Raw genomic sequence first — 26449 nt, forward strand, 5'->3', positions numbered from 1 at the left:
GCGCAGTTCCTCGCGCCCCTGAGGGGGCCCGCCTATGCGGGCCAGTAGCTCGTGCGCCAGGCGTGCGGGCCCGGCCGGGGTACCCGGCGGGTCCCGGTCAGCCGGGCCGGGTCGGCCCACTGGGCGCGCACCTCGGAACCCGGCGCGGCGGCGGCGCGGGCCGCCGCGCGGGCCTGGACCACCGCCAGTGCGGCGGCCAGCTCCTCGGGGGTCGGGTTGCCCCGTACGACCTTGATCACGTCAGCGTCCCTTCCGACGGCGGTCTGTTAGAGCGGAATGTTCCCGTGCTTCTTCGGCGGCAAGGACTCCCGCTTCTCCCGCAGCGCCCGCAGCCCCCGCACAATGTGCCGCCGGGTGTCCGAGGGCATGATCACCGCGTCCACATAGCCGCGGTCGGCGGCCGCGTACGGGTTGAGCAGCGCGTCCTCGTAGTCGGTGATCAGCTGGGCGCGCAACTCCTCGCGCTCCTGGTCGGTTTCCGCCGCCGCCAGGGAGCGGCGGTGCAGGATGTTGACCGCGCCCTGGGCGCCCATCACCGCGATCTGGGCGGTGGGCCAGGCCAGGTTGAGATCCGCGCCCAGGTGCTTGGAGCCCATCACGTCATAGGCACCGCCGAAGGCCTTGCGGGTGATCACGGTGATCAGCGGCACGGTCGCCTCGGCATAGGCGTAGATCAGCTTGGCGCCGCGCCGGATGATGCCGCTGTACTCCTGGTCGGTGCCGGGCAGGAAGCCCGGAACGTCCACAAAGGTGAGCACCGGAATATTGAAGGCATCGCAGGTACGGACGAAACGGGCGGCCTTCTCCGAGGCGTTGATGTCCAGACAACCGGCGAACTGCATCGGCTGGTTGGCCACCACGCCCACCGGGTGGCCCTCCACCCGGCCGAAGCCGGTGATGATGTTGGGCGCGAACAGGGCCTGGGTCTCCAGGAATTCACCGTCGTCCAGCACATGCTCGATGGCGGTGTGCATGTCGTAGGGCTGGTTGGCGGAGTCCGGGATCAGCGTGTCCAGCTCCCGGTCGGCCTCCGTCACCTCCAGGTCCGCCTCCTCCGGGAAGGCCGGCGGCTCGGAGAGGTTGTTGGACGGCAGATAGGAGAGCAGCGCCTTGACGTAGTCGAAGGCGTCCTTCTCGTCCGCCGCCATGTGATGGGCCACGCCCGAGGTGGTGTTGTGGGTCCGGGCCCCGCCCAGCTCCTCGAAGCCCACGTCCTCACCGGTGACCGTCTTGATCACATCCGGGCCGGTGATAAACATATGCGAGGTCTGGTCCACCATCACCGTGAAGTCGGTGATCGCCGGCGAGTAGACCGCGCCGCCCGCGCAGGGCCCGACGATCAGCGAGATCTGCGGGATCACCCCGGAGCCGTGCACATTGCGGCGGAAGATCTCGGCGAACAGGCCCAGGGCGACCACGCCCTCCTGGATCCGGGCGCCGCCACCGTCATTGATGCCGATCACCGGGCAGCCGGTCTTCAGCGCGAAGTCCATCACCTTGACGATCTTCTCGCCGTAGACCTCGCCCAACGAGCCGCCGAAGATGGTGAAGTCCTGCGAGTAGACGCAGACCGTACGGCCGTCCACGGTGCCGTAACCGGTCACCACCCCGTCCCCGTAAGGGCGGTTGTGCTCGATGCCGAAGTTGGTGGAACGGTGCCGGGCAAACTCGTCCAGTTCCACGAAGGAACCCTCGTCCAGCAGCAGCTCGATCCGCTCGCGCGCCGTCAACTTCCCCTTGGCGTGCTGCTTTTCCACCGCCCGGGCGGAACCGGCGTGGGTGGCCTCCTCGATCCGGCGCTGAAGATCCGCGAGCTTGCCCGCGGTGGTGTGGATATCGGTTCCGTCCGGGTTTCGCTCAGGCATCGGGCTGCGGCTCCTGCTCGTTCCTGGGGACGACATGGCAAGACGATCTGACACAACGGTGGCTACCGGTCCGTAGCGTATCGGCGCCACTGCGTTCCGGCAGTGCGTCGTTGGCCACATCCGCACCGCTCCTAAGGTGGGTGTATGACGCCCTCCGACAGTTCCGGAAGCCGCTGGTCCGACCTGGACCGGCCACCCCTCAACACCCCGGCGCTGCGCCGCGCGCTGCTGCGCCCCGGCGGGCTGTGGACCTCCCTGGACGTGGTGGCCAACACCGGCTCCACCAACACCGATCTGGCCGCCGCCGAGGGAGCCGAGGGCGCGGTGCTCATTGCCGAGGAGCAGTCGGCCGGCCGCGGCCGGCTGGACCGCAGCTGGACCGCACCGGCCCGCTCCGGACTGTTCTTCTCCGTCCGCCTCACCCCGGGCCCCGCCGTGCCCATGGAGCGCTGGGGATGGCTGCCGCTGCTCGCCGGAGTGGCCACCGCCACCGCGCTGTCCCGGGCCGCCGGGGTGGACACCGCCCTGAAGTGGCCCAACGACCTGCTGGTCCGGGTCGGCGGCGAGGAACGCAAGGCAGGCGGCATCCTCGCCGAGAGCAGCGGCGACTCGGTGATCGTCGGCATTGGCCTCAATGTCTCGCTGCGCGCCGCCGAACTGCCCGTCCCCACCGCGGGCTCGCTGGCGCTGGCCGGGGCGGCCGTGCTGGACCGGGACATCCTGCTGCGGGCGGTGCTCCGCTCGCTGGCCGAGTGGTACCAGCAGTGGCGCGCGGCCGGCGGCGACCCCGCCGGCTGCCGCCTCCAGGAGGCGTACGCGGCCGGCTGCGCCACCCTGGGCCGGACGGTACGGGCCGAACTGCCGGGCGGGCGCGAACTGACCGGGGAGGCGGTGGCCGTGGACGGGGACGGCCGGCTGGTGCTGGCCACCGCGGAGGGGGTGCAGCGGCCGGTGGGCGCGGGCGACATCGTCCATCTGCGCCCGGCGGCGGAACCGCCGCGGCCGTCCGCGTCGTCGGACCCGTCGGAGTCGCCGGAAGAGTGAGCTAGGGCACACCTGCCGTATCGTTGTCCGCGGAAACTTCGCTAGCGGCGATCGGCAGGGCAGTGCGCACGGATCGGACAGGGGGCGGGCGGTGACCGCCGACGATGGAGGTGCCTTCCGCGCCGTTCAGGCCGAGGGGATCAAGGGCGCCGAGGACCGGGACGCGGACGCGTCCCTCCGCGCGTACGGCGACGAGGCCGCCGAGGAAGGCGCCGACCCCCTGGCGCTGCGGCTGGAGTCGCTGATCCTGGGCGCCGAGCGGCGCTACACACCCTTTCAGGCCGCCCGCGCGGCAGGGGTGTCCATGGATCTGGCCGCCCGCTTCTGGCGGGCCATGGGCTTCGCCGACATCGGCCAGGCCAAGGCGCTCACCGAGGCGGATGTGCTGGCGCTGCGGCGGCTGGCGGGCCTGGTGGAGGCGGGGCTGCTGAGCGAGCCGATGGCGGTGCAGGTGGCCCGCTCCACCGGCCAGACCACCGCCCGGCTGGCCGACTGGCAGATCGACTCCTTCCTGGAGGGGCTGACCGAGCCTCAGGAACCGGGCATGACCCGGACCGAGATCACCTACCCGCTGGTCGAGCTGCTGCTGCCGGAGCTGGAGGAGTTCCTCATCTATGTCTGGCGGCGGCAGCTGGCCGCCGCCACCGGCCGGGTGGTCCAGGCCCAGGACGACGCCGAGATGGTCGACCGGCGCCTGGCCGTGGGCTTCGCCGACCTGGTCGGCTTCACCCGGCTCACCCGGCGCCTGGAGGAGGAGGAACTCGGCGAGCTGGTCGAGGCCTTCGAGACCACCGCCGCCGACCTGGTGGCCGCGCACGGCGGCCGGCTGATCAAGACGCTGGGCGATGAGGTGCTGTTCGCCGCGGACGACGGGGGCACCGCCGCGGAGATCGGGCTGCGGCTGATCGAGACGCTCAGCCATGACGAGACCATGCCCGAACTGCGGGTGGGCATCGCCTTCGGTACCGTCACCACCCGCATGGGAGATGTCTTCGGCACCACCGTCAACCTGGCCAGCCGGCTGACCTCGATAGCGCCCAAGGACGCCGTGCTGGTGGACGGCGCCTTCGCCGAGGAACTGGCCCGGGCCGGGGACGCGCCCAAGTCGGAGGCGGAGGCCGCGGAAGAGGGCGAGCACCAGCCGCCCTACCGGTTCGCCCTCCAGCCGATGTGGCAGCGGCCGGTGCGCGGACTGGGCATGGTCGAACCCTGGCTGCTCACCCGCCGCGACGGCGGGGCGTAGACCGGGGCCCGCCCCTTGGCCCCGGCGGAGCGAGGCGGCATGATCGCCGCACCGAACACCGCCGTGGGAAAGGGTGCACCGTCATGAGCGAACAGCACTTTGGTGACCAGGTCGCCGTCTACTGGCACGACTATGTGGCCGAACTCGTCCTGGACCGGCCCAAGGCCATGAACGCCGTCTCCACCGAGATGGCCCGCCACATCACCGAGGCCACCACCGCCATCGCCCGGGACCCCGGGGTGCGCGCGGTGGTCCTCACCTCCACCCACCCCCGTGCCTTCTGCGTGGGCGCCGACCTCAAGGAGCGCAACTCCTTCACCGAGGCCGACCTCGCCCGGCAGCGCCCGCACACCCGCGCCGCCTACACCGGGGTGCTGGAACTGCCCGTCCCGGCCATCGCGGCGGTGCATGGCTTCGCCCTGGGCGGCGGCTTCGAACTCGCGCTGTCCTGCGATGTGATCGTGGCGGACCGCACGGCCGTGGTGGGCCTGCCCGAGGTCTCGGTGGGGGTGATCCCCGGCGGCGGCGGCACCCAGCTGCTGCCGCGCCGGGTGGGCGCCGCCCGCGCGGCCGAGCTGATCTTCACCGCCCGGCGGGTGGAGGCCGCCGAGGCCCGGGAGCTGGGCCTGGTGGACCTCCTGGTGCCGGAGGGCGAGGACCGTACCGAGGCGCTGGCCCTGGCGCAGCGGATCGCCGCCAACTCCCCGGTCGGGCTGCGGGTGGCCAAGCGCGCCCTGCGCCTGGGCCATGGCCTGGACCTGCGCACCGGCCTGGATGTGGAGGACGCCGCCTGGCGCACGGTGGCCTTCTCCGGCGACCGCTCGGAGGGTGTTGCCGCCTTCAACGAAAAGCGCAAGCCCGACTGGCCGGGCGAGTGAACGGTCGCCCACGGGCCCGGGCCGGGGGCGCCCGGCACCTCGTACGGCGGAACGGGCGGGACGTTCTTACGCTGGAGTGCGGGAGCTGCGCTCAGTGACGGGATGTGAGGCTGGGGTGTCCGAGGACAAGCGGCGCGACGACCGCCTGTGCGCGGTGGTGGGCGTGACCCAGGCGATGGCCGCCGCCCCCGCCGCGCTGGACGGCGTGGCCGCGGCGGCCGAGGGGGCGCTGCGCGCGCTGGACGGCAGCTTCGCCGCGATCTCGGTGTGGGAGCGCGAGCACGGCCGGCTGCGGGTGCTGGTCAATGTCGGTGAACTCGACGGTGACGAGGAGCGGTTCCCGGCCGGGGAGTCCTACCCGGTGCATGACTTTCCCGAGGTGGCGGAGTTCCTGCACGAGGAGTGGGTGGGCGGCCGGCCGCACGCCTGGGTGGAGAGCGCCGGGGAGCCGGGCACGGGCGCGTACTCCGGGCACCGGGTGGCGGCGCTGCGGCGGCGCGGCCGCGGCAGCTGTGTGATCGCGCCCATCGTGCTGCACGGCCGGGCCTGGGGCGAGCTGTATGTGGCCCGCCCGCCCGGCCGGCCGGTGTTCGACCGCACCGACGCGGACTTCGCCACCGTGCTGGCCGCCGTCACCGCGGCCGGGATAGCGCAGACCGAGCGGCTGGAGGAGGTGCGCAGGCTGGCCTACACCGACCCGCTCACCGGCCTGGCCAACCGGCGCGCGGTGGACGCCCGGCTGGACGAGGCGGTGGAGCGGCACCTGGCGGACGGCACCGTGGTCGGGCTGGTGGTGTGCGACCTCAACGGGCTCAAGCGGGTCAATGACACCCTGGGGCACGCGGTGGGCGACCGGCTGCTGGAACGCTTTGGCTCGGTGCTCTCGCTGTGCGGGGCACGGCTGGCGGACGCGCTGGCCGCGCGGCTGGGCGGGGACGAGTTCTGCCTGGTGAGCGTGGGGCCGTCGGCGGACGAGCTGGTGCGGGTGGCGGAGGAACTGTGCCGGCGGGCCGGGGAGTTGGAGCTGGGGGAGGGGGTGGCCTGTGGGGTGGCCTCCACGGGGGATCCCATCGGGCCGGTGCGTACCGCCCGGCGGCTGTTCCGCCTGGCCGACGCGGCGCAGTACCGCGCGAAGGCGGCGGGCTCCGTCAAGCCGGTCGTCGCCGGCCGCGAGGGCGGCCGTGCCGACCCGGTGGTCCGCCTCGCCGACCGCCCCCCGGCCCCGCCACGCCCCGAACGCCGCCGCTTCCGGGGCCGCCACTAGCGCCGGGCGCCCCCTCAGGGGCGCGGGGCGGTTGCCTCATGCGGCTTCGCCGCGCGGGCGCGACCAGCCACCCACGACCCGCGGCCGGACGACAAGGGGCATCGGCACCTGCCGTTGCATCGCCGGCCGCACCCCCGGCGGGCACCACACGCCCGTGAACAACTCCGGCAAACCCGGCATGCGGGCGGAACCCCCCGCGTTGAAACGGACACCAGCCAGGTGGTGACAGACGCCAATTCAGTATCTAGGGTGCCTGAATATGGATATGCAGGTAATCGTCGGCCCCGCCGGCACGACCGCCGAAGACGTGCTCGCCGTATCCCGCGGCAACGCCCGAGTCGTGGTGTCCCAGGACGCCCTTGACGCCGTCGCCTCCGCCCGCCGCATCATCGACGACCTGGCCGCCAAGCCCGACCCGGTCTACGGCGTCTCCACCGGCTTCGGCGCCCTGGCCGTCCGGCACATCAGCCCCGACCTGCGCACCCAGCTGCAGCGCAACATCGTCCGCTCGCACGCGGCCGGCATGGGCCCCCGGGTGGAGCGCGAGGTGGTCCGGGCGCTGATGTTCCTGCGCCTGAAGACCCTGGCCTCCGGTCACACCGGAGTCCGCCCGGTCGTGGTGGAGACCATGGCCGCCCTGCTGAACGCGGGCATCACCCCGGTTGTCCACGAGTACGGCTCGCTCGGCTGCTCCGGGGACCTCGCCCCGCTGTCCCACTGCGCCCTGACGCTGATGGGCGAGGGCGAGGCCGAGGGGCCGGACGGCACCCTGCGGCCCGCCGCCGAGCTGCTCGCCGAGCATGGCATCGAGCCGGTCGAGCTCCGCGAGAAGGAAGGGCTCGCGCTACTCAACGGCACCGACGGCATGCTCGGCATGCTGGTGATGGCCTGCGCCGACCTGGCCCGGCTGATCACCTCCGCGGACATCACCGCGGCCCTCTCCCTGGAGGCCCTGCTGGGCTCGGAGAAGGTGCTGGCCCCCGAGCTGCACGCCATCCGCCCGCACCCCGGCCAGGGCGCCAGCGCCGCCAATATGCTGCGGGTGCTGGCCGGTTCCGGGCTCACCGGACACCACCAGGACGACGCACCGCGGGTCCAGGACGCCTACTCCATCCGCTGCGCCCCGCAGGTGGCCGGCGCCGGCCGGGACACCCTGGCGCACGCCCGGCTGGTCGCCGACCGGGAGCTGGCCTCGGCCGTGGACAACCCGGTGGTGCTGCCGGACGGCCGGGTGGAGTCCAATGGCAACTTCCATGGCGCCCCGGTCGCCTATGTCCTGGACTTCCTGGCCATCGCCGCCGCCGACCTGGCCTCCATCGCCGAGCGCCGTACCGACCGGCTGCTGGACAAGAACCGCTCGCACGGCCTGCCCGCCTTCCTGGCCGGTGACCCGGGCGTGGACTCCGGCCTGATGATCGCTCAGTACACCCAGGCCGCCCTGGTCAGCGAGATGAAGCGGCTGGCCGTCCCGGCCTCGGTGGACTCCATCCCGTCCTCGGCCATGCAGGAGGACCATGTCTCCATGGGCTGGTCCGCGGCGCGCAAGCTGCGTACCGCGCTGGCCGCGCTGACCAGGGTCGTCGCGGTGGAACTGGTCGCCGCCACCCGCGCCGTGGAGCTGCGCGCCGGCCGTACCCCCGCGCCCGCCACCCAGGCGGTGCTGGCGGCGGTCCGGGCGGCCGGTGTGCAGGGGCCGGGCGAGGACCGGTTCCTCGCCCCCGACCTGGCGGCCGCCGAGGAGTTCGTCCGCGCGGGCGGGCTGATCGCGGCCGTGGAGCCGGTGACCGGCCCGCTGGGCTGAGCCCCGTATCCGGCGGAGCGCCCGCGGAGCGCTAACGCGCCGTACGCGACCTGCGTACGGCGCCGGTGACCAGCACCCCGCCCGCCGCGACAAAGGCGACCCCGCCCACCAGATAGGGGGTGGTGTCCACACTGCCGGTGTTGGCCAGGTTCAACTTGGCGCCGCCGGTGGCGCTCTGCCGGGCCGTCGGCGCGGAATGCGGCAGGGCGGCCGGGCGGGCCGGCGCGGGATGCGCGGTGGCCGTGGGCCCGGCGGCGGGCCGGGTGTGCCGGGCCGGGGTCGCATGGGCGCTCGGCACCAGCCACACCGCGCACAGCACCGAGGCCGCGGCGGCGGCGGTGAGCAGCGGACGGCGTGCGGTCACAGGACGAATCCCCTTCGCGACGGCGGAGATTGGGGCCATGGATCACTCATGGATCCCGGCCGTCCCGATGGTAATGACAGGTGCGCGCCGCTGGGAAGTCGCGGTCGCCGGCGGTCCGGCAACCGTCCATCACCCACCCCGGCTTGGGCCCGGACACCCCAAGGGGCTTTACTGGGTGGTCTTCCCCACACTTTCGGCAGGGGTGGAACGGGCGAAACGGCCCAGGCGTTCCTTGAGTCATAACCGGGATGCGTGGGCCCGACGGCTCGGTTCGGGGATATCGGGGTCCAGAAGCAATGGAGAAGCGTGTGATGACGGACGGCAAGCGCCGCAAGGGCCTGGTGGCCGCGGCCGCCGTGCTCGGTGGTGTGCTCACCCTCGCCGCCTGCAACGGGGGCGGCGACAGCAAGAGCGACGGCAAGGACAAGTCGCAGAGCAGTGTGGACGCCGCTGCCGCCAAGGACGCCTCCCAGGCGCAGATCAAGATCGATCCCAAGAGCGGTACCGCCAACGCCGGCATCACGGCCGATGCCACTCAGGTCACGGTCGCTGACGGCGAGCTGACGTCCGTCAAGATGACGACGGACAAGGGCACCCCGGTCGAGGGTTCGATCTCGGCGGACAAGAAGTCCTGGAAGCCCAAGGCGAACCTGGACCGCTCCGCCAAGTACAAGATCGCCGCGGAGGCGCAGGACGCCAAGGGCCGCAAGGCCTTCGCCAACTCCTCCTTCTCCACCGTCTCGCCGGACAACAGCTTTATCGGCTCCTTCACCCCCGAGGACGGCTCGACCGTCGGCGTGGGCATGCCGGTGTCCATCAACTTCGATAAGCCGATCAAGGACCACAAGGCCGTCCAGTCGCACCTGACGGTCACCTCCAGCAGCGGGCAGCAGGTGGTCGGCCACTGGTTCGACGACCAGCGCCTGGACTTCCGTCCCAAGGACTACTGGAAGGCCGGCTCCGAGGTCACCATGAAGATGGACCTCGACGGGGTGGAGGGCGCCCCGGGCATCAAGGGCGTCCAGAAGAAGACGGTCAACTTCAAGATCGGCTACTCCCAGGTCTCCACGGTCGACGCCAAGACCCACGAGATGACGGTGATGCGCGACGGCAAGCTGCTGAAGACCATCCCGATCTCGGCGGGCAGCCCCGAACACCCCACCTACAACGGGCAGATGGTGATCTCGGAGAAGTTCACCGAGACCCGGATGGACGGCACCACCGTCGGCTTCACCAACTCCAGCGGCAAGGGTGAGTACGACATCCCGGATGTGCCGCACGCCATGCGCCTGTCCACCTCCGGCACCTTCATCCACGGCAACTACTGGGGCAGCGGCGTCTTCGGCAACACCAACACCAGCCATGGCTGTGTGGGTCTGCAGGATGTGCGCGGCGCGGGTGACCCCGACATGCCCGCCGCCTGGTTCTTCAAGAACTCCCAGATCGGTGACGTGGTCATCGTGCAGAACTCCGACGACAAGACCATCGCCCCGGACAACGGCCTCAACGGCTGGAACATGGACTGGAACACCTGGGTCCAGGGCAGCGCCACCGGCTCCTGAACACGGTGACCCCCTTCGCCGGGCGGCGGCCCCCCCGGGCCGCCGCCCGGCGGCGTTTCAGCTCTCCTTGCTCCCCGGGCGCCACATCGGCCACAACCTGGGCCCGTTCCCCGGCAGTTGGAGCTCCCTCAGCACCTCAAAGCCGAAGTGCCGGTAGAAGCCGAGGTTGGACTCCTTGGAGGACTCCAGATAGGCGGGCATCCCGGCCGCGTCCGCCTTGGCCAGCCCCGAGCGCAGCAACGCGGCGCCGTGCCCCTGCCCCTGGGCGGCCGGATCGGCGCCCAGCGTCCCCAGGTACCAGTGCGGTTCCGCCGGGGTGTGCTTCCCGATCAGCCCGATCAGCTCTTCGAGCAGCACGGCCCGTTCGCCCAGCAGCGGTTCGGTCCACTCCCTGGGCGGCAGGCCGGTGTCATGCGCCCCCGGCGGGGCCCAGAGCGCGGCCGCCGACTCGGTGAACTCGCAGTGGCCATGCGGTCCATAGAGCCAGTCCACCTGGCCGCCGAAGAACTGTCCGAGCCGGTCCGGGCGGGAGGCGTCGTCCGGGAAGAGCCGGCGCATGATCGGATCGTCGTCGAAGGCCCTGGCCAGGATGGTGCTGACCTGTGTGGTGTCGCCGGTGCCCACCGGCTTCGCTATCGGCATGCGGCCAGCGTAGGTGCTCCCCTGACGCGGGGGGCGTACGGCCGGTGGCCGGTTGTGGCCACTCCTCCCGCGCCCCGGGAGGCGCCGCCGGTGGCGGAGAATGGGAGCGTATGCCGAGGAGGGAAGGACCGTGACCCAGCCCAGTGACGCCGCCGTGCGGGCCGCCGTACGCGACCTGCGCGCCGCTGCCCCGAACGCCCTGGAGGACGCGGTCTACGCCGCCGCCTCCACCCTGGCCGCCGACTGGTCCGCCGCCGCCCCGGCACTGTCCCGGGCCTTTGACGCGGTACTGCGCCACGCCTGGGAGGGCGGCTGGCAGCCGGCCGATGTGGCCCGGCTGGCCCGGCGCCGGCTCACCACCGCGGCGGCCGAGTGCTGCACCGCGGCCATCGTCGCCGAGGCACGGAACTACCCGGCCGCCACCCTGCCGCCGCGCTGGGCCGCCCAGCTGGGCGAACTGCGCCGACCGGGCGGCGAGGAGCGGCCGGCGGGCCCGGCCGCCGTGACCCCGGCTGCCATGGACGTGGCCGCCATGGACCTGGACGCCTTCGCCCGCCGTCACCGGCTGACCCGCTTCGACACGGCGGCCCATGCCCTGACCGCCCTGCACCTGGTCGACGCGCTGCCGCGCATCGGGGCCATCGGACCGCTGCCCGGCGCGGCGGTTGCCCCCGCCCGGCCGGTGGCCGTACCGCCCAAGACCCTGGCCCGGATCCGGGCCCTGCTGGCCAAGGCCGAGTCCACCGACTACGCCGAGGAGGCCGAGGCGCTGTCCGCCAAGGCCCAGGAGCTGATGGCCCGTCACTGCCTGGACGAGGCCCTGCTGGCCGCCACCGCCGACGGACCGGCGCCGGACGGGCCGGCCGCCTGCCGCATCGGCGTGGAGGGCCCCTATGAAGGGGCCAAGGCGCTGCTGCTGGACGCGGTGGCCACCGCCAACCACTGCCAGTCCGTCTGGTCCGGCGAGTATGGCTTCGCCACCCTGGTCGGCTTTGAATCCGACCTGGAACTCACCGAGTTGATGTACACCTCGCTGCTGGTCCAGGCCACCGCCGCGATGCGCGGCGCGGCCGACGAGCACCATGCCCGCGGCCGCTCCCGCCGTACCCGGGACTTCCGGGAGTCCTTCCTGATCGCCTACGCCGGGCGGATCGGCGACCGGCTGGCCGCCGCCGTCCGCGAGGTCACCGCCCGGGAGCCGCGCCCCGAGGCGCTGCCGGTGCTGGCCGCCCGCGAGGTGGCGGTCGGCGAGGCCACCGGCCGGCTCTTCCCCCGGACCACCGCCCACCGGCTCAAGGGCCGCGACGCGGACGGCTGGGCCAGCGGGGTACGGGCGGCGGACCGGGCCCGGCTGCGCTGACCGCTGCTACCGCCCTGCGGCGACAGGCCGCTGCTCACGCGGAGTGTCCCGGCGGCTGACCGCCAGATAGCCGATCAGGACCAGGATCGGCACCAGCAGGGCCGCGGTGACCGGGCCCGTCCCCCAGCCCCGGCCGCCATGGGCGACCGGGGCGCCCATCCAGTCGGCGAACGAGGCGCCCAGCGGACGGGTGAGGATATAGGCGGCCCAGAAGGCGAACACCTCATTGAGCCGGCCCAGCCCGCCGGCCAGCGCCGGCACCGCGATGGCGGCCGCGAACAGCAGGCCGGACGCCAGATAGCCCAGGTGCAGCGTGCCCGCGGTGAGGTCGCCGACCGCGGTGCCCAGGGCGAAGGTGGCCAGCACCGTCGCCCAGTAGAAGGTCTCCCGGCGGCGGGTGCGGATGCTGTGGATGGACAGCGTCCGCTCCGAGGCGTTCCAGGCGAACAGCACGGCGGCCAGCACGGCGGAGAAGGCCACGGCGGAGACGGCGTAGGGGATACCGGCCACCACATGGAAGACATCGGCGGCCATGGTGCCGAACACACTGACCATCACAATGGCCGACCAGTAGATCCAGGGCCGGTAGCGCGTGGCCCGGAACTGCATCGTCAACAGGACCAGGAATCCGGTGAGTCCGACGCATCCGGCGGGGATCGGGCCCAGGGCGCGGCCCAGGTAGTCCGAGGCGGTCTCGCCCATGCCGGTGGTGAGGATCTTCACGATCCAGAACAGGGCGGTGACTTCGGGTACCTTGCTCCAGCCCGTCTCCGGCAGGCGCCGGTGCGCGCTCCGCCGCCCCGGCGCGTCCCGCACCTCCACGGTGACCGTCCCGTCACCCGATATCCCCATGCTCGCTCCGCTCTCCCGGCGCGCGATCCCGCGCCGTGGCCAATGACTACAGAACTGTAGACAGTGGCATGTAGGCAGAAGATCAAGGGGTCGCCGTGGCCGGCCTGCCGGGGCGCCGGCCTCAGAGCCCGAGCACACTCCCGTCCGCCGCCAGTGCCCGGAAGTGCCCGGCCGGATCGCCCACCAGCCGCCGCTCCTTCAGATCCAACAGGCCGCCCACGCTGTTGACTTCCGCCGCCGGCGTCCCGTCCGCCGCCCTGGTGATCCGCTGCTCGATCCGGATGGTCTTCCCCTCGCCCCAGAGGAACGCACAGCTCACCGTCACCTCGTCCCCGGCCCGTAGCTCCCGGTGGAACCGCAGCGTGGTCTCCAGATTCACCGGGCCCACACCCTTCTCCAGCATGGCGCTCTGCCGGATCCCGGCGGCCTCCAGCGCACACCAGCGGGCATGCTCGGCGTACTGCATATACACGCTGGTGTTGAGGTGGCCCTGGGAGTCGGTCTCATAGCCGCGAACGGTGAGGGTCACCGTGAAGGGATTCGTCATGCGGTGATCAACGCCGGGGCGGGGGCGGGGAGTTCCCGGCCGTGGGTCACCGAGGAGGGCCGGCCGGCTCCTCCGGCGCCGGAGCGAGGATCACCAGGATCCCCTCGCTGCCCGGCCGTACCGCATGCACCGTCCCCGCCGGAACCGTGTAGACCTCGCCCGCCCGGACGGTCACCGGCCGCCCCGCGACGGAGAGTTCCAGCCGGCCCTCCAGCACCAGCAGTGCCTCCGGCGTGGGGTGGCTCTCCTCGGGCAGCGGGAGCCCGCTCATCCGCTCCACTTTGAGCTGGGCGTTGGCTATCCGGGTGACGGGGACCGAGCGCCAGACCTCGGGGAGGGTGCGGGCGGTTTCCGGCAGATTGACCAGCGTCATGGCATGCCGCTTTCCGGCGACGGGTGAGCGTCACCTGGTGGTGGGGCTGGGATGCGAGTGACGTTAGCCGGGGCGGGAATGATGTGGGTCGACCGTTTGGCAAAGCCTGACGGGCGGCGGCCGGTGCCCCCAACTCACCCCCGGGGCTGGGCCCTTACATGCATCCGCTCCCCCTGCCGCCCGAACAGGCTCAGCACCTCGACCGGGCCGGCGCCCGTGGAGCCGAACCAGTGCGGCAGGCGGGTGTCGAACTCGGCGACCTCGCCGGGGCCGAGGATCAGATCGTGGTCGGCCAGGACCAGCCGCAGGCGGCCGGAGAGGACGTACAGCCACTCATAGCCCTCATGGGTACGGGGTTCCGGCGTCGACCGGGCGGCCGGGATGACCATCTTGTAGCTCTGCAGGGGGCCGGGCTGGCGGGTCAGCGGCAGGATGGTGCTGCCGTTGACCGTCCGGGGTGTCAGACGGACCCGGGGATCGCCGACCTCCGGCGCGCCGACCAGCTCGTCCAGTGGCACCTGGTGCGCCTGCGAAATGGGCAGCAGCAGCTCCAGGCTGGGGCGGCGCAGGCCCGATTCCAGCCGGGAGAGGGTGCTCTTGGAAATGCCGGTGGCCTCGGAGAGGGCCGCCAGCGTCACCCCGTGCTGGGCGCGCAGCCGCTTGAGGCGGGGGCCGACCTCGTTGAGGGTGCGGGTGACGGCGTCGGCGCGGTCCTGTTCGTCCATGCGGCCAGAGAACCGCGCCGTCCCGGAAACGGCAACCGGGATTGCCGCCCGCAGCGGCCCGGCCGGCCGTGGGGCCGCGATGCGCGGCGCGGAACCGGACGGCGGCCAAGTGGACCCGCGCGACGGGCTGTTCGCCCGGCCGAGGACGGTGCCCCGGAACGACCTGCCGACCGCCCCGGGCCGCGCCCGCACCGCCGGGGGCCGGCCATGCCGCCGGCCCTCGGGCCCAAGTGATCGCCGTGGCCGGCCCGTTAGCCGACGGTGAGGACGATCTTCCCGGTCACCCGGCCCGTGTCACCCAGCGCATGCCCCTTGGCCGCCTCCGCCAGCGGGAACACCGCCTCGATCACCGGCTTGAGCCGGCCCGAGGCCATCAGGTCGGCAATGGCCCGCATGCCCTGCTGGTCGGCCTCGACGATCAGCGGGTAGGCCCGCACACCCCGGGCGGCGGCCCGCTCCGCCACCCCCTCGGGGAAGTCGAGCGCCGCGATCGAGATCAACTGGCCACCCGGCTTGAGGACTTCCAGCGAACGCTCCGCCGTCTCGCCGCCCAGCGCGTCCAGCACCACATCGACCGGCTCGATCCAGGTGAAGTCCTCGGTGCGGTAGTCGACCAGCTCATCGGCCCCCAGCTCACGCAGCACCGCGTGCTTGGGCGCGCTGGCCGTACCGATCACATGCGCCCCGCGCGTCTTGGCGATCTGCACCGCGAAGTGGCCCACCCCGCCCGCCGCGGCATGGATCAGCACCCGCTGCCCGGGCTGGACGCCGGCCGCGTCCACCAGCACCTGCCAGGCGGTCAGTGCCGCCAGCGGAGCCGCCCCCGCCTGGATGTGGTCGACATTCTCCGGCTTGCGTACCAGCGCGCGGGCCGGGGCCACCACATACTCGGCGAACGCACCGTGCCCATGCGGGTACGGCAGCATGCCGAACACCTCGTCACCGGGCCGGTGCAGGGCCACGCCCACGCCCACGCTCTCCACCACGCCGGAGACGTCCCAGCCCAGCACCCTGGGGAGGTGATCGATAAAGCCGCGGAAGGTGCGGTGCTTCCAGTCCGTCGGGTTCATGCCCGCCGCCCGGACCCGTACCAGCACCTCGGTGGGGCCGGGCACCGGCCGGTCGGTCTCCACCTCCCGCAGTACTTCCGGGCCGCCGTAGGTGTCCTGGCTGATTGCCTTCATCTTGCTCATGGACCCAAGGATTCTTCAGGCCGACCTGCACCGACAGTGGCCCGAAGGCCATCACATGTAAGAATCGGGCCATGCATCGGATCCATCGGACCGTGGTCCTGGCCGTCGACGGCGTCATCCCCTTCGAGCTCAGCCTGGCCTCCCGGCTCTTCGGAACCGCCACCGACCCGGATGGACGGCCGCTGTACGAGGTGGTCACCTGCTCCATGGACGGCGGGCCGGTGCGCACCGCCGCCGACTACTCGATCACCGTGGCGCATGACGCCTCGGCGCTGGCCGGGGCGGACACGGTGGTGATCCCGGCCGCCGAGAGCTTCGCCGAGATCGGCGACCGCGAGGCGCTGCCCCGTCCGCTGGCCCGGGCCCTGGCCCTGATCCGGCCCGAGGCCAGGATCGTCGGGATCTGTGTGGCCACCTTCCCGCTGGCGGCCGCCGGCCTGCTGGACGGCAGGCCGGCCGCCACCCATTGGTTCCACGCGTCCGACTTCCAGCGGTTCTACCCCCAGGTCAAGCTGGAGCCCGAGGTGCTGTTCACGGACGCGGGCCGGGTACTGACCTCGGCGGGCGCCGCCTCCGGCATCGACCTGCTGCTGCATCTGATCCGGCTGGACCATGGCAGTCAGGTCGCCAACCAGGTGGCCCGCCGCTGTGTGGTGCCGCCCCAGCGGGAGGGCGGCCAGGCGCAGTATGTGGAACGTCCGGTGCCGCCGAGCACCGACACCGGCACCTCCGCCACCCGCGCCTGGGCACTGGAACACCTGGACCGGCCCCTGCAGTTGGCCGACCTGGCCCGGCACGCCGGAATGAGCCGGCGCACCTTCACCCGGCGCTTCCGGGCCGAGACGGGCCTGAGCCCCGGCGAGTGGCTCACCGGTCAACGGGTCGATCTGGCCCGGCAGTTGCTGGAGACCACCGATCTGCCGGTGGCCAGGATCGCCGAACGGGCGGGCTTCGGTACCGACGCCACCCTGCGGCAGCGCCTGCACGCCGCGATCGGCGTCTCGCCAGGCGCCTACCGGCGCACTTTCCGGGCCGTCAGTCCGTCCTCCGATCCATCACCCGAAGAGCGGGAGGCGTAGCAAGTCCGCACCCAGCAGGGCTCGTTCGGCAGCCGAGGGCTCGGCCCGCCCGGAGGATGCTGGGGGAGGGGCCCGGCGTCCCGCCTGGATCAGAACGGTGCCCCCGGACCGCTGCCGGACGTACGGAAGCCGGCACAACAACTCCTCCCGCCCCGGCGAACCGGGAGGGGAGGAGTGCTTCGGGCACTGCCGAGGCGTCCGTCAGGCCGTCGTCGGCATGGTGTGCGTTACTTCCAGATCTGGTACTGGCCGCCGTTGCACGCAAGCGTGTACACGTCTCCATGGCGGTTGCTGTCCAGGCACTGCCCGGTCTCGCGGTTCACCAGGTTCCAGCCGCCGCTGACCCGCTTCTCGTACCACTGCTCGTAGTAGTCCGCCGGGCTGGTGCACCGCTCGGTGTAGACCTCACCACGGTGGTTGGCCGCGAGGCACTCACCGTTGTCCGCCTTCTCGGTCCAGGCGCCATTGGGGTTGGCCACATGGTCGTGGCTGTCGGACCAGTCGCTCTTGAGGTGGCCGATGGGGTCAAAGCAGTGGACCATGCCCGGAGCGTCCGTGCTGACACGGTGCTCCGCGCCGACAGTGGTCTCGGTTACCAGGCAGCCGCCCGTCTTCGCGTCCCGCCAGTGCACGTCGCCGTCGGCGAAGGCATTTCCCGACACCGAAAGAATCAGAGCCGGCGCGGCAGCGGCAGCGGCCAGAAACGTAGCAATGCGCTTGTTCATGAAGGCGCAATCCCCCTATTGGTTATCTGATGGCAAGGGTCGCGTCGGGAGCGAAAGGGGGCAGGGGGTGGTCGATCCACTGTCCGTTAACGCCGCGTCAATACCCAGGAAAACTGGTGCACTTGACGAAACGCGACCGGCGGGAAGCCTATGCGTAGATGATCTTGGAGTCGATGTGATCTCCGTAACCCGGGGGCGAATCCCTCGCCGGTCCAGGGTCATCGTGACCTTGGGCGGCGGCCGGTCGGCTCAACGCCGGCCGTGAACGCGCTCTGCCCACCCCCCCGCGATGCAGTCAAACTCCGTACGGCCACCGCCTCGCCCCGATGTCACCTCTGCCGGGGCGGACGCCCCCTCTCGGCTGTGGATGACCCTACGGCCGCGTTGCGGTGGCCGCCGCGGCCAGCAGCGGGCCGAGTACTCCGGGGAAGCGGTGTTCGAGGTCGGCTTGCCGCAAGGAGATCAGACGCTGCCGGCCCTCAGGGCGGGTCGTGGTGACGCCACACTCGCGCAGGACGCGGAAGTGGTGGGACAGGCTGGCGCCGGTGATGCCGAAGTCGAAGCTGCCGCAGGCGTGTTCCGCCCCGTCGGCAAGGGCCACCGCGACTGCCAGGCGCACCGGGTCGGCGAGCGCATGCAGTACGGCGACCAGGTCGATCTCATCGGTTCGTGGATGGTGGAGCGCTCGCAAACGCTTAGCCAAGCATCTAAATGATTGGGTGCACATGCCCACCGTTCTCGACCGCTACTTCGAACTCTCCGATGTCGCCGGCACCGACGAAGGAGCCTTTGCCGGACTCATGGCGCTCTTCGCCGACGACGCGACGCTCCACCCCAACGGCGTGGCCGCGGTGCACGGCCCGAGCGGCATCGCCGAGTTCTTCAGCGGCTTCCTGTCCCGCAACGCCGAACTTCGCCACGTCTGGACAGTCACCCCCGGCGAGGGCGGGCTCATCGCCCAGTGGGCCGTGGCTGGACGCCGCAACACCGGCGAGGTCTTCGCACTGGCTGGTGTGGACGTCGCAGAGCTGGACCCGGCCGGCAAGATCAAGCGGCTTGAAGTGAAGGCCAACCAGTCGTAACCCGGTGAACCCTCCCGGTCAGAGCACTGGGCCAGGCGGGCAACGGTCCGGGTTCTTTACGCGGGCGTCTTATGGGCGCACCTGATTGCTGCCGGACGCCGGGCATGGCCGGCTGCACAAGGAACGGCCGGACGCGGTGCTGCGGGCGGTTACGGATCTGCCGGCCCAGGCGGGAGGCGGCCACCCCTGATCGCCGCCTCTGATCTCCATTCCCGATCACTGTCAGCTCGATCCGCTTCTCGGTCGGCCGGCCGCGCGGTGCTGAGATGAACACATCCAACCCGGGCGCCCCGCCCGGTACTTCAGGGACGGGAGTACTCCCATGCCGCTCATCCAGGTCAAGCAGACGCCCGGCAAGACGGCCGAGCAGAAGGCCGAGCTGGTCCGTGAGCTCACGGACGCCTATGTCCGGGCCACGGGCGCCAAGCCGGAAAGTGTCTGGGTCACGGTCCAGGAGATCGCCGCCGACAGCTGGTCGGTCGGCGGCGACACGCTCGCCGCTCGCGCGGCGCAGCGCTGACGGCGATGGTGTGGGCCCCGGTCTCTTCAGGGTAGAGGCCGGGTGCCACCGTTCGCTCCGCGCCGGCCAGGTTTCGTTCACCGCTGGAAGATCCCCAGTGCGGTATGTGCCTCGTCGAGGATGCGGCCGATTCCTGAAGCGGCTTGCCGGACCTGACTGAGATCACCGGTTGCGATGAGTTCCTCCAACGCCCACAAGCGGGCGGCGGTTTGCGGCTGACGCTGGATGTAGACGTAGGTCGACCACTGAGCGATAAAGCGCCAGAGCGGACCGATGTCGGAGCTCTGCCAAAACTGGTCGGCGGCTTGGTCGAGTTCGCGGGCGAAGGCGGGCAGGGCGGCCGGAGCGATCTGCCCGATCGCTTGCCGGAGCGCTGTTAGTGTGGCGGCCGGCTGCGGGATGCAAGGCTGCCCGGCAGCGGGAATCCCGGGCAGGCGAATGTTGCTTGGTCGATGGAGAACCTCGCCGACCACTGGGGTGGTACGGCAAAGGCAAGCCGTTGACCCGTGAGGCCAACGACAAGACTGCTGATGGAAACCGGGCATGACTGCGGCGACTGCCGAACCCTCCTTGCAGCAATCTTCTTCGGCTCTGGGAGCGCTCCCACTTTTTTCGCTATTACTGCTCCACCGGGCACAGCCCCGGCGCTGCCTTCTGGAATCCCTTCGGGTCCACAGTGGAGTGCGGGAATCCTGCCGGTGAGAGCGAGCATGGTCTCGGTCTCAGTCAGGGCCACGCTTGTGATCTCATGCAGAAGGGCCAAGCCCTTGTGGCGGTGTGAGACACCGCCGTCGCGGGAGAAGCCAACGCGTCGCATCTCTTCGAGGAATCGGTCCGGATCCGTTCCGCCTTCCTCCGCCCGCCGCTCTGGTGCGAGTGTGTCGAGCCGCAGCACAAAGGTCCCGTCCTGCCAGTACTCCACGTAGCTCAACGGGCCGGAGGCGAAGGCGCAGATCACCTCGGTGCCGGTTGATGCCGCTTCCAGGCGCTCCGAGATGCTGCTCCATGTACTGGCCGGCTCAAGGGCAAATGCCCACCCGCCCGCCTGGCCGGCATGCACGGCGCCCCACGAGTCGTAGTGTTCCAGCGCTTCCCCCAGGAACTCGTGCACCAACTCCTCGTCCGTCGGTGTGAACATCCCGGCTTCGTCGCAGGACAACCGCAAGAGGAGATCGCGGCCGAGTAGCCCCTTGGCCAGGGTCAGGCAGTACACGTCGTAGTGGTCAGCGATCCATTGCAGTGGGCAATTCACTGTCGAGCCGCCTCCTATGATTCCCAAACCGGCCTTCAAGCTATGGCACCAGGGTCTGTCCAGTGAACGACCGTACAGACCCGGCGTAGGGGTGGTCCGGTTCTGCGAGGTCCGGACCGCTTCAGCGGCCAGGGAGAACTGACCGCCGTTCTTCCTCATCCCCAGCCAGCAGGGGACTGCCGTGCAGTGGCGGAACGTGGATGGGCCTTCCCGCCGGAAGCCCCCACCCGGCCTATTGAGGCGGGCAGCCGCCTTCACAAGTACGGCCATGCGCAGCGATGTGCGGGCACATCCAGGCCGAGTCCTCTGTTGCGGGCACTGGTTGGGTCCGGAGCCGCGCCCGGTCCAGGAGTTGAGTCCACGCCGCGGGTACTCAGCCGTCCTCTGCTTGGCCACGACCATCACCTGTCTGGTGAGTTTCCACCTGTTTTCAGGGAGTTGACGGACGCAGCCCCGGGCTGGAGGGGATCCGGGCCGAGGGGCCGCGTCCTGCCGGGCGAGGCGGGTCAAACCCCACCCGGAAGCCGGGCCGCCGCACGCCTGCCGATCGCGTAGGCAGTTGCGCGTCCAAGACGGCCCGGGGCCTCAAGGCGCCAACCGGTCGGAGTCGAGGTCGAACCGGCAATAGATGGCCTTGCCGCCGATTTCTACCGGCTCCCACCAGAACGCGTCAGCGTGACACTGGACGAGCAGCAGGCCCCGCCCTCTGTCAGGCAGCAGCACTTCAGGCAAATCCGCCGCCAAATCCGGGGAGAAGACGTCTCCCATCGCCCGCTACCGGACCAGCCCCTACCCGGTTCCGTCGGACGGGTCCTGACGGCAACCCTGGGCACCCTGTGGTTTATGGGCCGCGGGCCCGGGCCGCGGCCCCGTCGTGTGGGCCAATGGCGGCTGCCGGGCGGACCCCGCAAGGCCGTGGAGGCGGCCCCTCGGCGAAGCCGGCCCGCCCGCACGGGCTTTATGCCCAACTCGCCGAGGTCTGTGCCATGTCCGCCGGTTCCGCCAACTGATCGGCGAGACCACCTCCTACTTCGGCCACCCGCCGGACAACGCTCAACTCATCCGTCTGAAACGGCCACTTGTTGGCCGTTGTTGGGCGCTGGAAATACGGATTCCAGGCAAATCGACGTGTATATGCGCACACTCTTGGCAGATCGGCTCAACATGCCGGGCCATCAAGTCCGTTCTGTTGTGTTCTGCCGTTCGGCCGGGCTACCGGCCGTAGACACCGGCGACGTTAAGGAGTTGCTAAAGTTGAACAATTGATCGATAGAGTGTGCCTGAGGCGCCTGTGGCGCGCCTGCTTGGCGCCGAGCAGTGCGGAGGCGTAAGCGCGACGGGGGGTTGTGCGTGGGTACCGGTGGGCCGGGCGGCGATCAGGGGAAGTTGGCGAGCTCTGCAAGCGACAAGCAGAGCGCCGCGACGTATATGGAGCAGCACTTGCTGCCGGACACCGCCGCCGCCGGCCGGCTGGCGGACGGCGGGGGTGTGCCTTTTGTCGGTCCCAGGGCCCCGTCGGCCCTGCTGAAGCCGGATACCGGGCTGAAGGGGCTGTCCGGCTGGGCCATGGACAAGGGGCTGTCGGAGGCGATGACCACCTGGCAGGGCCAGGTGGGGCGTCTGATGGGCGTGCTGAACGGGGAGTTGGGCGCACTGCGCAGCACAAACTCTCTCTTCCAGGGCCAGGACCGTGCCTTCGGGACGCAGTTGAACGCGGTGCGTCCAGGACAGGGGCCATACCGCAGCCGTCTCGACGACATGTGATCCGGGGGGACCGACTGTGTCACTGAGCTACCACGATGTCATGACCGCTGACCTCTCGCCGCTGTTGGAAGTGGCCAAGGCGTGGCAGAAGATGGGCGAGCGCTTCGGTGAGTTGAAGACCAACTACGCGACGAATGTGCAAAACGCTCTGGCCAACGGCAACTGGCAGGGGCAGGCCTTCGGCGCACATCAGGACAGTGCCAAGGCCACCGCATCGGAATTCGAGGCGGCCAAGGCGGAGGCCGAGGCGCTGGCCGGCCTGCTGACGCAGGCGCACACCGAGTTGACCGGGTTGCAGAAGGCCGTGCGGGACCTGGTCACCGATGCCGAGTCGAAGGACTTCAAGGTCGACAGCTCGGGCAAGGCGACGTATGTCGGCTTCGACAAGCTCTCCCCGAAAGACCAGCAGGCCCTCCATCACGACCCTGACTACTCCAAGTTGGTCGCCGACGCCGCGCACAAGGCCCAGGAGTGGACCGACGCGATCGCCAAGGCGGTGCACGCCGTGGACGAGGCCGACCAGGGCGTTCAGCGGGCATTGAGCCGGGCGTCGGCTCCCTCGATGGACCCCGCCAACTTCGGCGGGTTCAACGCGCACGCCCAGACCGACTTGGCCAAGGCCGGGGCGCCGGACCCGGTGGTCGCGACGAAGACCGACGCATGGAAGGTGACCGGACCCGATGTCGGCGTCTCCGTCTCCGGTCCAGGTTCCGGCAAGGAAGGCTCGGCCAAGGCGTATGCCGACCTCTTCCATGTGACCGGGACGGGGCAGACGGACTACGGGTGGACGCAGCTCGACGGGAAGGCCGATTTCTACGGGGGAGCAAGAGCCTCCGCGAACTACGGATTTACCAACAAGGGCGCCAGTGCCCAGGCCGAGGTGTCCGCGGGTCTGCGGGCACAGCTTGACGGGAGTGCCGAGTCCGGGCCCGCAGGTGTTTATGGGCGGGCGAATGGATTCGCCGGTGCTGAGGCCTCGGTCAGCGCCAAAGCGGGCCGGGAAGGCGTCAGCGTCGGCGCCAAGGCGTTCGCGGGGGCGAAGGGCAGTGTTACCGGGGGCGTGGACATCGGCGGGATCAGAATCGGCGGGACAGCCGAGGGATGGGCCGGCCCTGGCGCGGAGGCCAAGTGGGGTTATGAGAAGCAAGAGGACGGCACATGGGACTTCGGTAGCAAGATAGGTCTCTCCCCCGTGGTCGGTGGTGCCCTTGGCATTGAGATCACCGTCGATCCGAAAAAGGTGTCCAAGACCGCGCACGAAGTGGCCGACGTATTGGGGGACGCGGCCCATGAGGTCGGCGATGCCGCCAGTTCGGCCAAGCACGCGGCCGGCAAGGCTGTGCATGCGCTCACCGACCTGTTCTGATGCGCTACCCCCCACGGAAGGAGAGCCCGATATGCCCATGACACTGCCGGTGCCGATCGAATTCAGTCTCCCGGAGGGCTGGCTCCCGCTCTCTCCGGAGGGGGTCGAAGCCCAGGAAGTGGCCTTCGCCGCGGTGTATCCGCACCCGGACGCCGGGTTCACCCCCAATATCTGCATCGACGGCGCATACCGCCCGGACGCGACGACGTTGGCCGACATCGCCGATGAGTCGGTGCGGCAACTACGGGAAGCCGTCGAGTCGGTGGAAGTGAACGTCCGCCGTGAGACTGGTTCCGCCGATGCTCCCGGCCTGATGCAGCGCCTGGCCATTTCGGACGTCTCCGGTGATGTGCGTCGCGACCTCGTCCAGTCCCAGGCCTACCTGACCATGGCGGACGTCACGGATCCGCGGAAGCGCGTGGTGATCCGGCTGGCTCTCACGGCCACCAAGGCCCAGCACGACAGCGTTCTGGGAGACTTCCAGGACTTTGTGCGCACAGTACGCCCGCACACCGGGGCGCGGCCCTAGGGGAAGGAGCTGGATCCGATGGGCCTTTTCGACAAGCTGACCGGCACCAGATACCCCGACGACGGAGTACCACCGCGCCCCGTCCAGGAGCTCCGGGCCGCGCTGCTCGCGCTCAACGGGCCCGATGTGCCATGGGTCGTACACACCGCCACCGCCAAGGAGCGTGCCGACCTGGTGGCGGAATGGCGGGTCATGGAGCCCGCCTGGCATGGGTTCTTCCAGCGCAACCAGCTGGACCGGACCGTCAAGACACATATGCGCCTGGACACGCGGAACCACGAAGTCCGCACCATCGATCACCAGCGCGAGGTCACCTGGGTCGGCAACCCGCCCCGGCCGGCCTTCGGCGGGGAGTGGTCCCGTGGGCAGGTGACGGCGGTATCCCGGCGATGGGTGGTCAAGCGGGGTCCCGATGGCAGCCTCCACAAGGAGGAGGTCTTTCGCTTCGATCCCGCCGAGATGAAGATCCCCCTGCGGCAGACGGTCCTTGACGCGGGCTGGACCTGGCGCGGAATGCTGTTCAGAGTCTGACCGGCCGAGGCACGGGCCTTCCCCACCGCTGGTCGGCGTTGCCGGGCTGCGAGGCCGCCACCCGTGCCCTGGCCGGATGCCGCGATGACCAGTTCCTGGAGGCGGTCCGCAATGGCTATGGGGACGACCTGGCCCACGACGACTGCATGGGGTGAGTGCACGGCCCATCGGACACGGCCCATCGGACACGGCCCATCGGACATGCATCCGGCAGCTGAGGCTCCTCAGCCCTTGATCCCCGCGCGGCAGTTGGCAGCGGCTCAGTCGCCCAGCTTCGCCACGCCGATGGGGCACGCCACGCCCGTCCCTACGAGGGTGTAGCTATGTGACCCATGACGACACGAGCTGCGATCTATGTTCGGATCAGTCAGGACCGGGGTGGCGCCGGCTTGGGCGTCGCGCGCCAGGAGGAGGACTGCCGGGCGCTGTGCGCGCGCAAGGGGTGGGAAGTCGTCGAGGTCTACCCGGACAACGACGTCAGCGCTTACTCCGGAGCCCCCAGGCCGAACTGGCAGAAAATGCTGGCCGACTTCCACGAGGGGCTTATCGATGCGGTGGTGTGCTGGCACGTAGACCGTCTTACCCGATCCCCTCGCGAGCTGGAAGACGTGATCGACCTGGCCGACCGGAGCGGTCTGGAGCTGGCCACCGTCACCGGCGAAATCGATCTCGCCACCCCGACCGGCCGCATGATCGCTCGAATGCTCGGGGCTGCGGCCCGCCACGAAGCCGAGCACAAGGCCGAGCGCCAGAAGCGACAGCGGCGCCAAGCCGCCGAGGCTGGAAAGGTGGCGGGGGGAGGGAAGCGTCCCTTTGGCTATGAGGACGACCGAGTGACCATCCGCGACAGTGAAGCCGAGGTCATCCGTGACGGCGTGCGCCGCGTACTGGCGAACGAGAGCCTGGCGAGCATCTGCCGTGACTGGCAGGCCAAAGGGGTCGTCAGCCCGGCGGGTAAGCCGTGGAAGACTCACGGACTGCGCCGCCTGCTGGCTTCGGCCCGGATCAGCGGCCGTCGTGAGCACACGCCCCGCAGCTCATGGGAGGGCACACGCCCGCTGCTGGGTGAGATCGTCGCCGATGCTGTCTGGCCGGGCATCGTGAGTCATGAGCACTCGGACCGCGTGCGCAAGATCCTCAGCGACCCGACGCGACGGCGTGACGTGGAGGGCACGACCAGGCGCAGTTACCTGCTTTCAGGTGTTCTGCGATGCGGGAAGCCGAAGGAAGACGGGAAGCCGTGCGGGTGGGGCATGATCGGGCGTCCCCGCAGCGGGGTCCCTCGCTATGTCTGCCCCAACACTCCAGGGACGGATGCGTGCGCGGGTACGGCTACCAATACAGAGCGGACCGACGATCACGTACGGGACATGGTCCTGGCTGCACTTGAGTCGCCTGTCTTCATGGAACGGCTGCGTGGCCAGGACGACACGGGCAAGGAACTGTACGAAGAGGTTCGGGAAGACGAACAGGCGCTTGAGACCCTTGCCCAGGACATGGGGGAGCGACGGATCAGCCACAAGGAGTGGATGATCGCCCGCAAGCCGATCGAGGAGCGGCTGGCCAAGAACCGGGCCAGGCTCGCCAAGGTCTCTCGGATCGCTGTTCTCAGCGGGTTCGTCGGCAGCTTTGAGGACATGCAGGCGCGCTGGAAGCGGATGAACAATTCCCAGCGCAGGGCCGTGATCACGGCATGCGTGAGGTCGATAGAGGTGCGTCCGGCGAATCCCCGGAAGCGGTGGGATCCGGATCGATTCGTGTTCGACTGGATCGCCTAGACCTCTGGGGCCGGGGCACACTCGGGGCACCGGCCCTTTCCTCGGGTGTGCCTGGACTGACGAGGTGGAACGCAAGCGCTACGCGTTCGATCACTGCCAGGTCTTCGATA

General features: G+C 70.6%; 29 protein-coding genes. 15 read left to right on the forward strand and 14 right to left on the reverse strand.

Translation table 11 applies throughout. The annotated features are described in order from the left end of the window. Positions 1-32: 32 nt before the first annotated feature. Positions 33-239 carry an acyl-CoA carboxylase subunit epsilon gene (locus ACIHFE_RS18660; RefSeq protein WP_400107813.1) on the reverse strand — a complete coding sequence of 69 codons (207 nt, stop codon included), beginning with the start codon at positions 237-239 and terminating at the stop codon, positions 33-35. Positions 240-266: 27 nt separating this feature from the next. Further along, a complete protein-coding gene (locus ACIHFE_RS18665) occupies positions 267-1865 on the reverse strand; it encodes an acyl-CoA carboxylase subunit beta (RefSeq protein ID WP_400107815.1) in 1599 nt (532 codons plus the stop codon). Positions 1866-2009: 144 nt separating this feature from the next. Between ACIHFE_RS18665 and ACIHFE_RS18670 the strand changes: the two genes are divergently transcribed. The 5 genes from ACIHFE_RS18670 (at position 2010) to hutH (ending at position 8095) form a co-directional block, all read left to right on the forward strand. Next, complete coding sequence (locus ACIHFE_RS18670; RefSeq protein WP_400107817.1) at positions 2010-2909, forward strand: biotin--[acetyl-CoA-carboxylase] ligase; 900 nt, start codon at positions 2010-2012, stop codon at positions 2907-2909. A gap of 139 nt (positions 2910-3048) precedes the next feature. Further along, complete coding sequence (locus ACIHFE_RS18675) at positions 3049-4152, forward strand: adenylate/guanylate cyclase domain-containing protein (protein ID WP_400108042.1); 1104 nt, start codon at positions 3049-3051, stop codon at positions 4150-4152. Positions 4153-4235: 83 nt separating this feature from the next. Next, entirely contained in the window at positions 4236-5030 is a 795-nt protein-coding gene (locus ACIHFE_RS18680; RefSeq protein ID WP_400107819.1) for an enoyl-CoA hydratase/isomerase family protein, read from the forward strand. Between the two features lie 175 nt (positions 5031-5205). Continuing rightward, complete coding sequence (locus tag ACIHFE_RS18685; protein WP_400108044.1) at positions 5206-6294, forward strand: diguanylate cyclase domain-containing protein; 1089 nt, start codon at positions 5206-5208, stop codon at positions 6292-6294. 259 nt (positions 6295-6553) lie between these two features. Continuing rightward, positions 6554-8095, forward strand: a complete 1542-nt coding sequence (gene hutH / locus ACIHFE_RS18690) for a histidine ammonia-lyase (RefSeq protein WP_400107821.1) — start codon at positions 6554-6556, stop codon at positions 8093-8095. A gap of 31 nt (positions 8096-8126) precedes the next feature. Here hutH and ACIHFE_RS18695 read toward each other — a convergent pair whose 3' ends face one another. Continuing rightward, positions 8127-8459: a hypothetical protein gene (locus ACIHFE_RS18695; protein WP_400107823.1), complete on the reverse strand. Its 333-nt coding sequence runs from the start codon at positions 8457-8459 to the stop codon at positions 8127-8129. A 296-nt stretch (positions 8460-8755) separates the two neighbouring features. Here ACIHFE_RS18695 and ACIHFE_RS18700 point away from each other — a divergent pair, with 296 nt between their 5' ends. Continuing rightward, complete coding sequence (locus ACIHFE_RS18700; protein ID WP_400107825.1) at positions 8756-10021, forward strand: Ig-like domain-containing protein; 1266 nt, start codon at positions 8756-8758, stop codon at positions 10019-10021. A 57-nt stretch (positions 10022-10078) separates the two neighbouring features. Here the strand turns inward: ACIHFE_RS18700 and ACIHFE_RS18705 are convergent, their stop codons facing one another. After that, on the reverse strand, positions 10079-10663 hold the full coding sequence (locus ACIHFE_RS18705; RefSeq protein ID WP_400107826.1) for a GNAT family N-acetyltransferase: 585 nt from the start codon (positions 10661-10663) through the stop codon (positions 10079-10081). 130 nt (positions 10664-10793) lie between these two features. Here ACIHFE_RS18705 and ACIHFE_RS18710 point away from each other — a divergent pair, with 130 nt between their 5' ends. Continuing rightward, positions 10794-12023, forward strand: a complete 1230-nt coding sequence (locus ACIHFE_RS18710) for a DUF2786 domain-containing protein (protein WP_400107828.1) — start codon at positions 10794-10796, stop codon at positions 12021-12023. A 6-nt stretch (positions 12024-12029) separates the two neighbouring features. Here the strand turns inward: ACIHFE_RS18710 and ACIHFE_RS18715 are convergent, their stop codons facing one another. From ACIHFE_RS18715 to ACIHFE_RS18735, 5 genes are all read right to left on the reverse strand, one after another. Then, complete coding sequence (locus tag ACIHFE_RS18715) at positions 12030-12875, reverse strand: hypothetical protein (protein WP_400107830.1); 846 nt, start codon at positions 12873-12875, stop codon at positions 12030-12032. A gap of 121 nt (positions 12876-12996) precedes the next feature. Beyond that, on the reverse strand, positions 12997-13422 hold the full coding sequence (locus ACIHFE_RS18720; protein WP_400107832.1) for an acyl-CoA thioesterase: 426 nt from the start codon (positions 13420-13422) through the stop codon (positions 12997-12999). Between the two features lie 46 nt (positions 13423-13468). Next, positions 13469-13795, reverse strand: coding sequence for a cupin domain-containing protein (locus ACIHFE_RS18725; protein ID WP_400107834.1), 327 nt, complete (start codon positions 13793-13795; stop codon positions 13469-13471). A 134-nt stretch (positions 13796-13929) separates the two neighbouring features. After that, positions 13930-14520: a helix-turn-helix domain-containing protein gene (locus tag ACIHFE_RS18730; protein WP_400107835.1), complete on the reverse strand. Its 591-nt coding sequence runs from the start codon at positions 14518-14520 to the stop codon at positions 13930-13932. A 251-nt stretch (positions 14521-14771) separates the two neighbouring features. After that, complete coding sequence (locus tag ACIHFE_RS18735) at positions 14772-15704, reverse strand: NADP-dependent oxidoreductase (RefSeq protein WP_400108047.1); 933 nt, start codon at positions 15702-15704, stop codon at positions 14772-14774. 89 nt (positions 15705-15793) lie between these two features. Here ACIHFE_RS18735 and ACIHFE_RS18740 point away from each other — a divergent pair, with 89 nt between their 5' ends. Further along, a complete protein-coding gene (locus ACIHFE_RS18740; protein WP_400108049.1) occupies positions 15794-16792 on the forward strand; it encodes a GlxA family transcriptional regulator in 999 nt (332 codons plus the stop codon). Positions 16793-17019: 227 nt separating this feature from the next. Here ACIHFE_RS18740 and ACIHFE_RS18745 read toward each other — a convergent pair whose 3' ends face one another. Both ACIHFE_RS18745 and ACIHFE_RS18750 read right to left on the reverse strand, forming a co-directional pair. Further along, on the reverse strand, positions 17020-17454 hold the full coding sequence (locus ACIHFE_RS18745) for an RICIN domain-containing protein (RefSeq protein ID WP_400107838.1): 435 nt from the start codon (positions 17452-17454) through the stop codon (positions 17020-17022). Positions 17455-17890: 436 nt separating this feature from the next. Next, on the reverse strand, positions 17891-18220 hold the full coding sequence (locus tag ACIHFE_RS18750; RefSeq protein ID WP_400107840.1) for an ArsR/SmtB family transcription factor: 330 nt from the start codon (positions 18218-18220) through the stop codon (positions 17891-17893). Between the two features lie 22 nt (positions 18221-18242). On the opposite strand from ACIHFE_RS18750, the gene ACIHFE_RS18755 reads away from it, so the two are divergent. After that, positions 18243-18599 (forward strand): nuclear transport factor 2 family protein, encoded by a 357-nt coding sequence (locus ACIHFE_RS18755; protein WP_400107842.1) that lies wholly within the window; start codon positions 18243-18245, stop codon positions 18597-18599. A gap of 322 nt (positions 18600-18921) precedes the next feature. Next, positions 18922-19119: a 4-oxalocrotonate tautomerase family protein gene (locus ACIHFE_RS18760; RefSeq protein ID WP_400107844.1), complete on the forward strand. Its 198-nt coding sequence runs from the start codon at positions 18922-18924 to the stop codon at positions 19117-19119. Positions 19120-19196: 77 nt separating this feature from the next. On the opposite strand, the gene ACIHFE_RS18765 is transcribed toward ACIHFE_RS18760, so the two are convergent. The 3 genes from ACIHFE_RS18765 to ACIHFE_RS18775 all read right to left on the reverse strand — a co-directional run bounded on the left by ACIHFE_RS18765 (position 19197) and on the right by ACIHFE_RS18775 (position 21139). After that, on the reverse strand, positions 19197-19544 hold the full coding sequence (locus ACIHFE_RS18765) for a hypothetical protein (RefSeq protein ID WP_400108051.1): 348 nt from the start codon (positions 19542-19544) through the stop codon (positions 19197-19199). Next, the gene (locus ACIHFE_RS18770; RefSeq protein WP_400107846.1) at positions 19496-20530 is read right to left on the reverse strand and encodes a DUF6461 domain-containing protein; all 1035 of its coding nucleotides are present in this window, start codon (positions 20528-20530) and stop codon (positions 19496-19498) included. Before ACIHFE_RS18770 ends, ACIHFE_RS18765 begins: the two co-directional genes overlap by 49 nt. 426 nt (positions 20531-20956) lie before the next feature. Then, complete coding sequence (locus ACIHFE_RS18775; RefSeq protein ID WP_400107848.1) at positions 20957-21139, reverse strand: hypothetical protein; 183 nt, start codon at positions 21137-21139, stop codon at positions 20957-20959. Between the two features lie 618 nt (positions 21140-21757). On the opposite strand from ACIHFE_RS18775, the gene ACIHFE_RS18780 reads away from it, so the two are divergent. From ACIHFE_RS18780 to ACIHFE_RS18800, 5 genes are all read left to right on the forward strand, one after another. Next, a complete protein-coding gene (locus tag ACIHFE_RS18780; protein WP_400107850.1) occupies positions 21758-22135 on the forward strand; it encodes a hypothetical protein in 378 nt (125 codons plus the stop codon). A gap of 40 nt (positions 22136-22175) precedes the next feature. Beyond that, the gene (locus ACIHFE_RS18785; RefSeq protein WP_400107852.1) at positions 22176-23501 is read left to right on the forward strand and encodes a hypothetical protein; all 1326 of its coding nucleotides are present in this window, start codon (positions 22176-22178) and stop codon (positions 23499-23501) included. Between the two features lie 31 nt (positions 23502-23532). After that, the gene (locus ACIHFE_RS18790; protein WP_400107854.1) at positions 23533-24030 is read left to right on the forward strand and encodes a hypothetical protein; all 498 of its coding nucleotides are present in this window, start codon (positions 23533-23535) and stop codon (positions 24028-24030) included. Between the two features lie 18 nt (positions 24031-24048). Continuing rightward, positions 24049-24561 carry a hypothetical protein gene (locus ACIHFE_RS18795; RefSeq protein WP_400107856.1) on the forward strand — a complete coding sequence of 171 codons (513 nt, stop codon included), beginning with the start codon at positions 24049-24051 and terminating at the stop codon, positions 24559-24561. A gap of 332 nt (positions 24562-24893) precedes the next feature. Continuing rightward, positions 24894-26339, forward strand: coding sequence for a recombinase family protein (locus ACIHFE_RS18800; RefSeq protein WP_400107857.1), 1446 nt, complete (start codon positions 24894-24896; stop codon positions 26337-26339). Positions 26340-26449 lie beyond the last annotated feature (110 nt).

The organism is Streptomyces sp. NPDC052396 (assembly GCF_044593195.1).
Classification (GTDB): Bacteria; Actinomycetota; Actinomycetes; order Streptomycetales; family Streptomycetaceae; genus Streptomyces.

Bases quoted from the DNA above. Each gene is read 5' to 3' on its own strand.
- ACIHFE_RS18795 (WP_400107856.1), top strand. From the start codon at position 24,049: ATGGGCCTTTTCGACAAGCTGACCGGCACCAGATACCCCGACGACGGA.
- ACIHFE_RS18685 (WP_400108044.1), top strand. From the start codon at position 5,206: ATGGCCGCCGCCCCCGCCGCGCTGGACGGCGTGGCCGCGGCGGCCGAG.
- ACIHFE_RS18680 (WP_400107819.1), top strand. From the start codon at position 4,236: ATGAGCGAACAGCACTTTGGTGACCAGGTCGCCGTCTACTGGCACGAC.
- ACIHFE_RS18800 (WP_400107857.1), top strand. From the start codon at position 24,894: ATGACGACACGAGCTGCGATCTATGTTCGGATCAGTCAGGACCGGGGT.
- ACIHFE_RS18775 (WP_400107848.1), bottom strand. From the start codon at position 21,139: ATGGGAGACGTCTTCTCCCCGGATTTGGCGGCGGATTTGCCTGAAGTG.
- ACIHFE_RS18730 (WP_400107835.1), bottom strand. From the start codon at position 14,520: ATGGACGAACAGGACCGCGCCGACGCCGTCACCCGCACCCTCAACGAG.
- ACIHFE_RS18785 (WP_400107852.1), top strand. From the start codon at position 22,176: ATGACCGCTGACCTCTCGCCGCTGTTGGAAGTGGCCAAGGCGTGGCAG.
- ACIHFE_RS18790 (WP_400107854.1), top strand. From the start codon at position 23,533: ATGCCCATGACACTGCCGGTGCCGATCGAATTCAGTCTCCCGGAGGGC.
- ACIHFE_RS18715 (WP_400107830.1), bottom strand. From the start codon at position 12,875: ATGGGGATATCGGGTGACGGGACGGTCACCGTGGAGGTGCGGGACGCG.
- ACIHFE_RS18705 (WP_400107826.1), bottom strand. From the start codon at position 10,663: ATGCCGATAGCGAAGCCGGTGGGCACCGGCGACACCACACAGGTCAGC.
- ACIHFE_RS18720 (WP_400107832.1), bottom strand. From the start codon at position 13,422: ATGACGAATCCCTTCACGGTGACCCTCACCGTTCGCGGCTATGAGACC.
- ACIHFE_RS18670 (WP_400107817.1), top strand. From the start codon at position 2,010: ATGACGCCCTCCGACAGTTCCGGAAGCCGCTGGTCCGACCTGGACCGG.
- ACIHFE_RS18725 (WP_400107834.1), bottom strand. From the start codon at position 13,795: ATGACGCTGGTCAATCTGCCGGAAACCGCCCGCACCCTCCCCGAGGTC.
- ACIHFE_RS18760 (WP_400107844.1), top strand. From the start codon at position 18,922: ATGCCGCTCATCCAGGTCAAGCAGACGCCCGGCAAGACGGCCGAGCAG.
- ACIHFE_RS18665 (WP_400107815.1), bottom strand. From the start codon at position 1,865: ATGCCTGAGCGAAACCCGGACGGAACCGATATCCACACCACCGCGGGC.
- hutH (WP_400107821.1), top strand. From the start codon at position 6,554: ATGGATATGCAGGTAATCGTCGGCCCCGCCGGCACGACCGCCGAAGAC.
- ACIHFE_RS18755 (WP_400107842.1), top strand. From the start codon at position 18,243: ATGCCCACCGTTCTCGACCGCTACTTCGAACTCTCCGATGTCGCCGGC.
- ACIHFE_RS18700 (WP_400107825.1), top strand. From the start codon at position 8,756: ATGGAGAAGCGTGTGATGACGGACGGCAAGCGCCGCAAGGGCCTGGTG.
- ACIHFE_RS18770 (WP_400107846.1), bottom strand. From the start codon at position 20,530: ATGAGGAAGAACGGCGGTCAGTTCTCCCTGGCCGCTGAAGCGGTCCGG.
- ACIHFE_RS18735 (WP_400108047.1), bottom strand. From the start codon at position 15,704: ATGAAGGCAATCAGCCAGGACACCTACGGCGGCCCGGAAGTACTGCGG.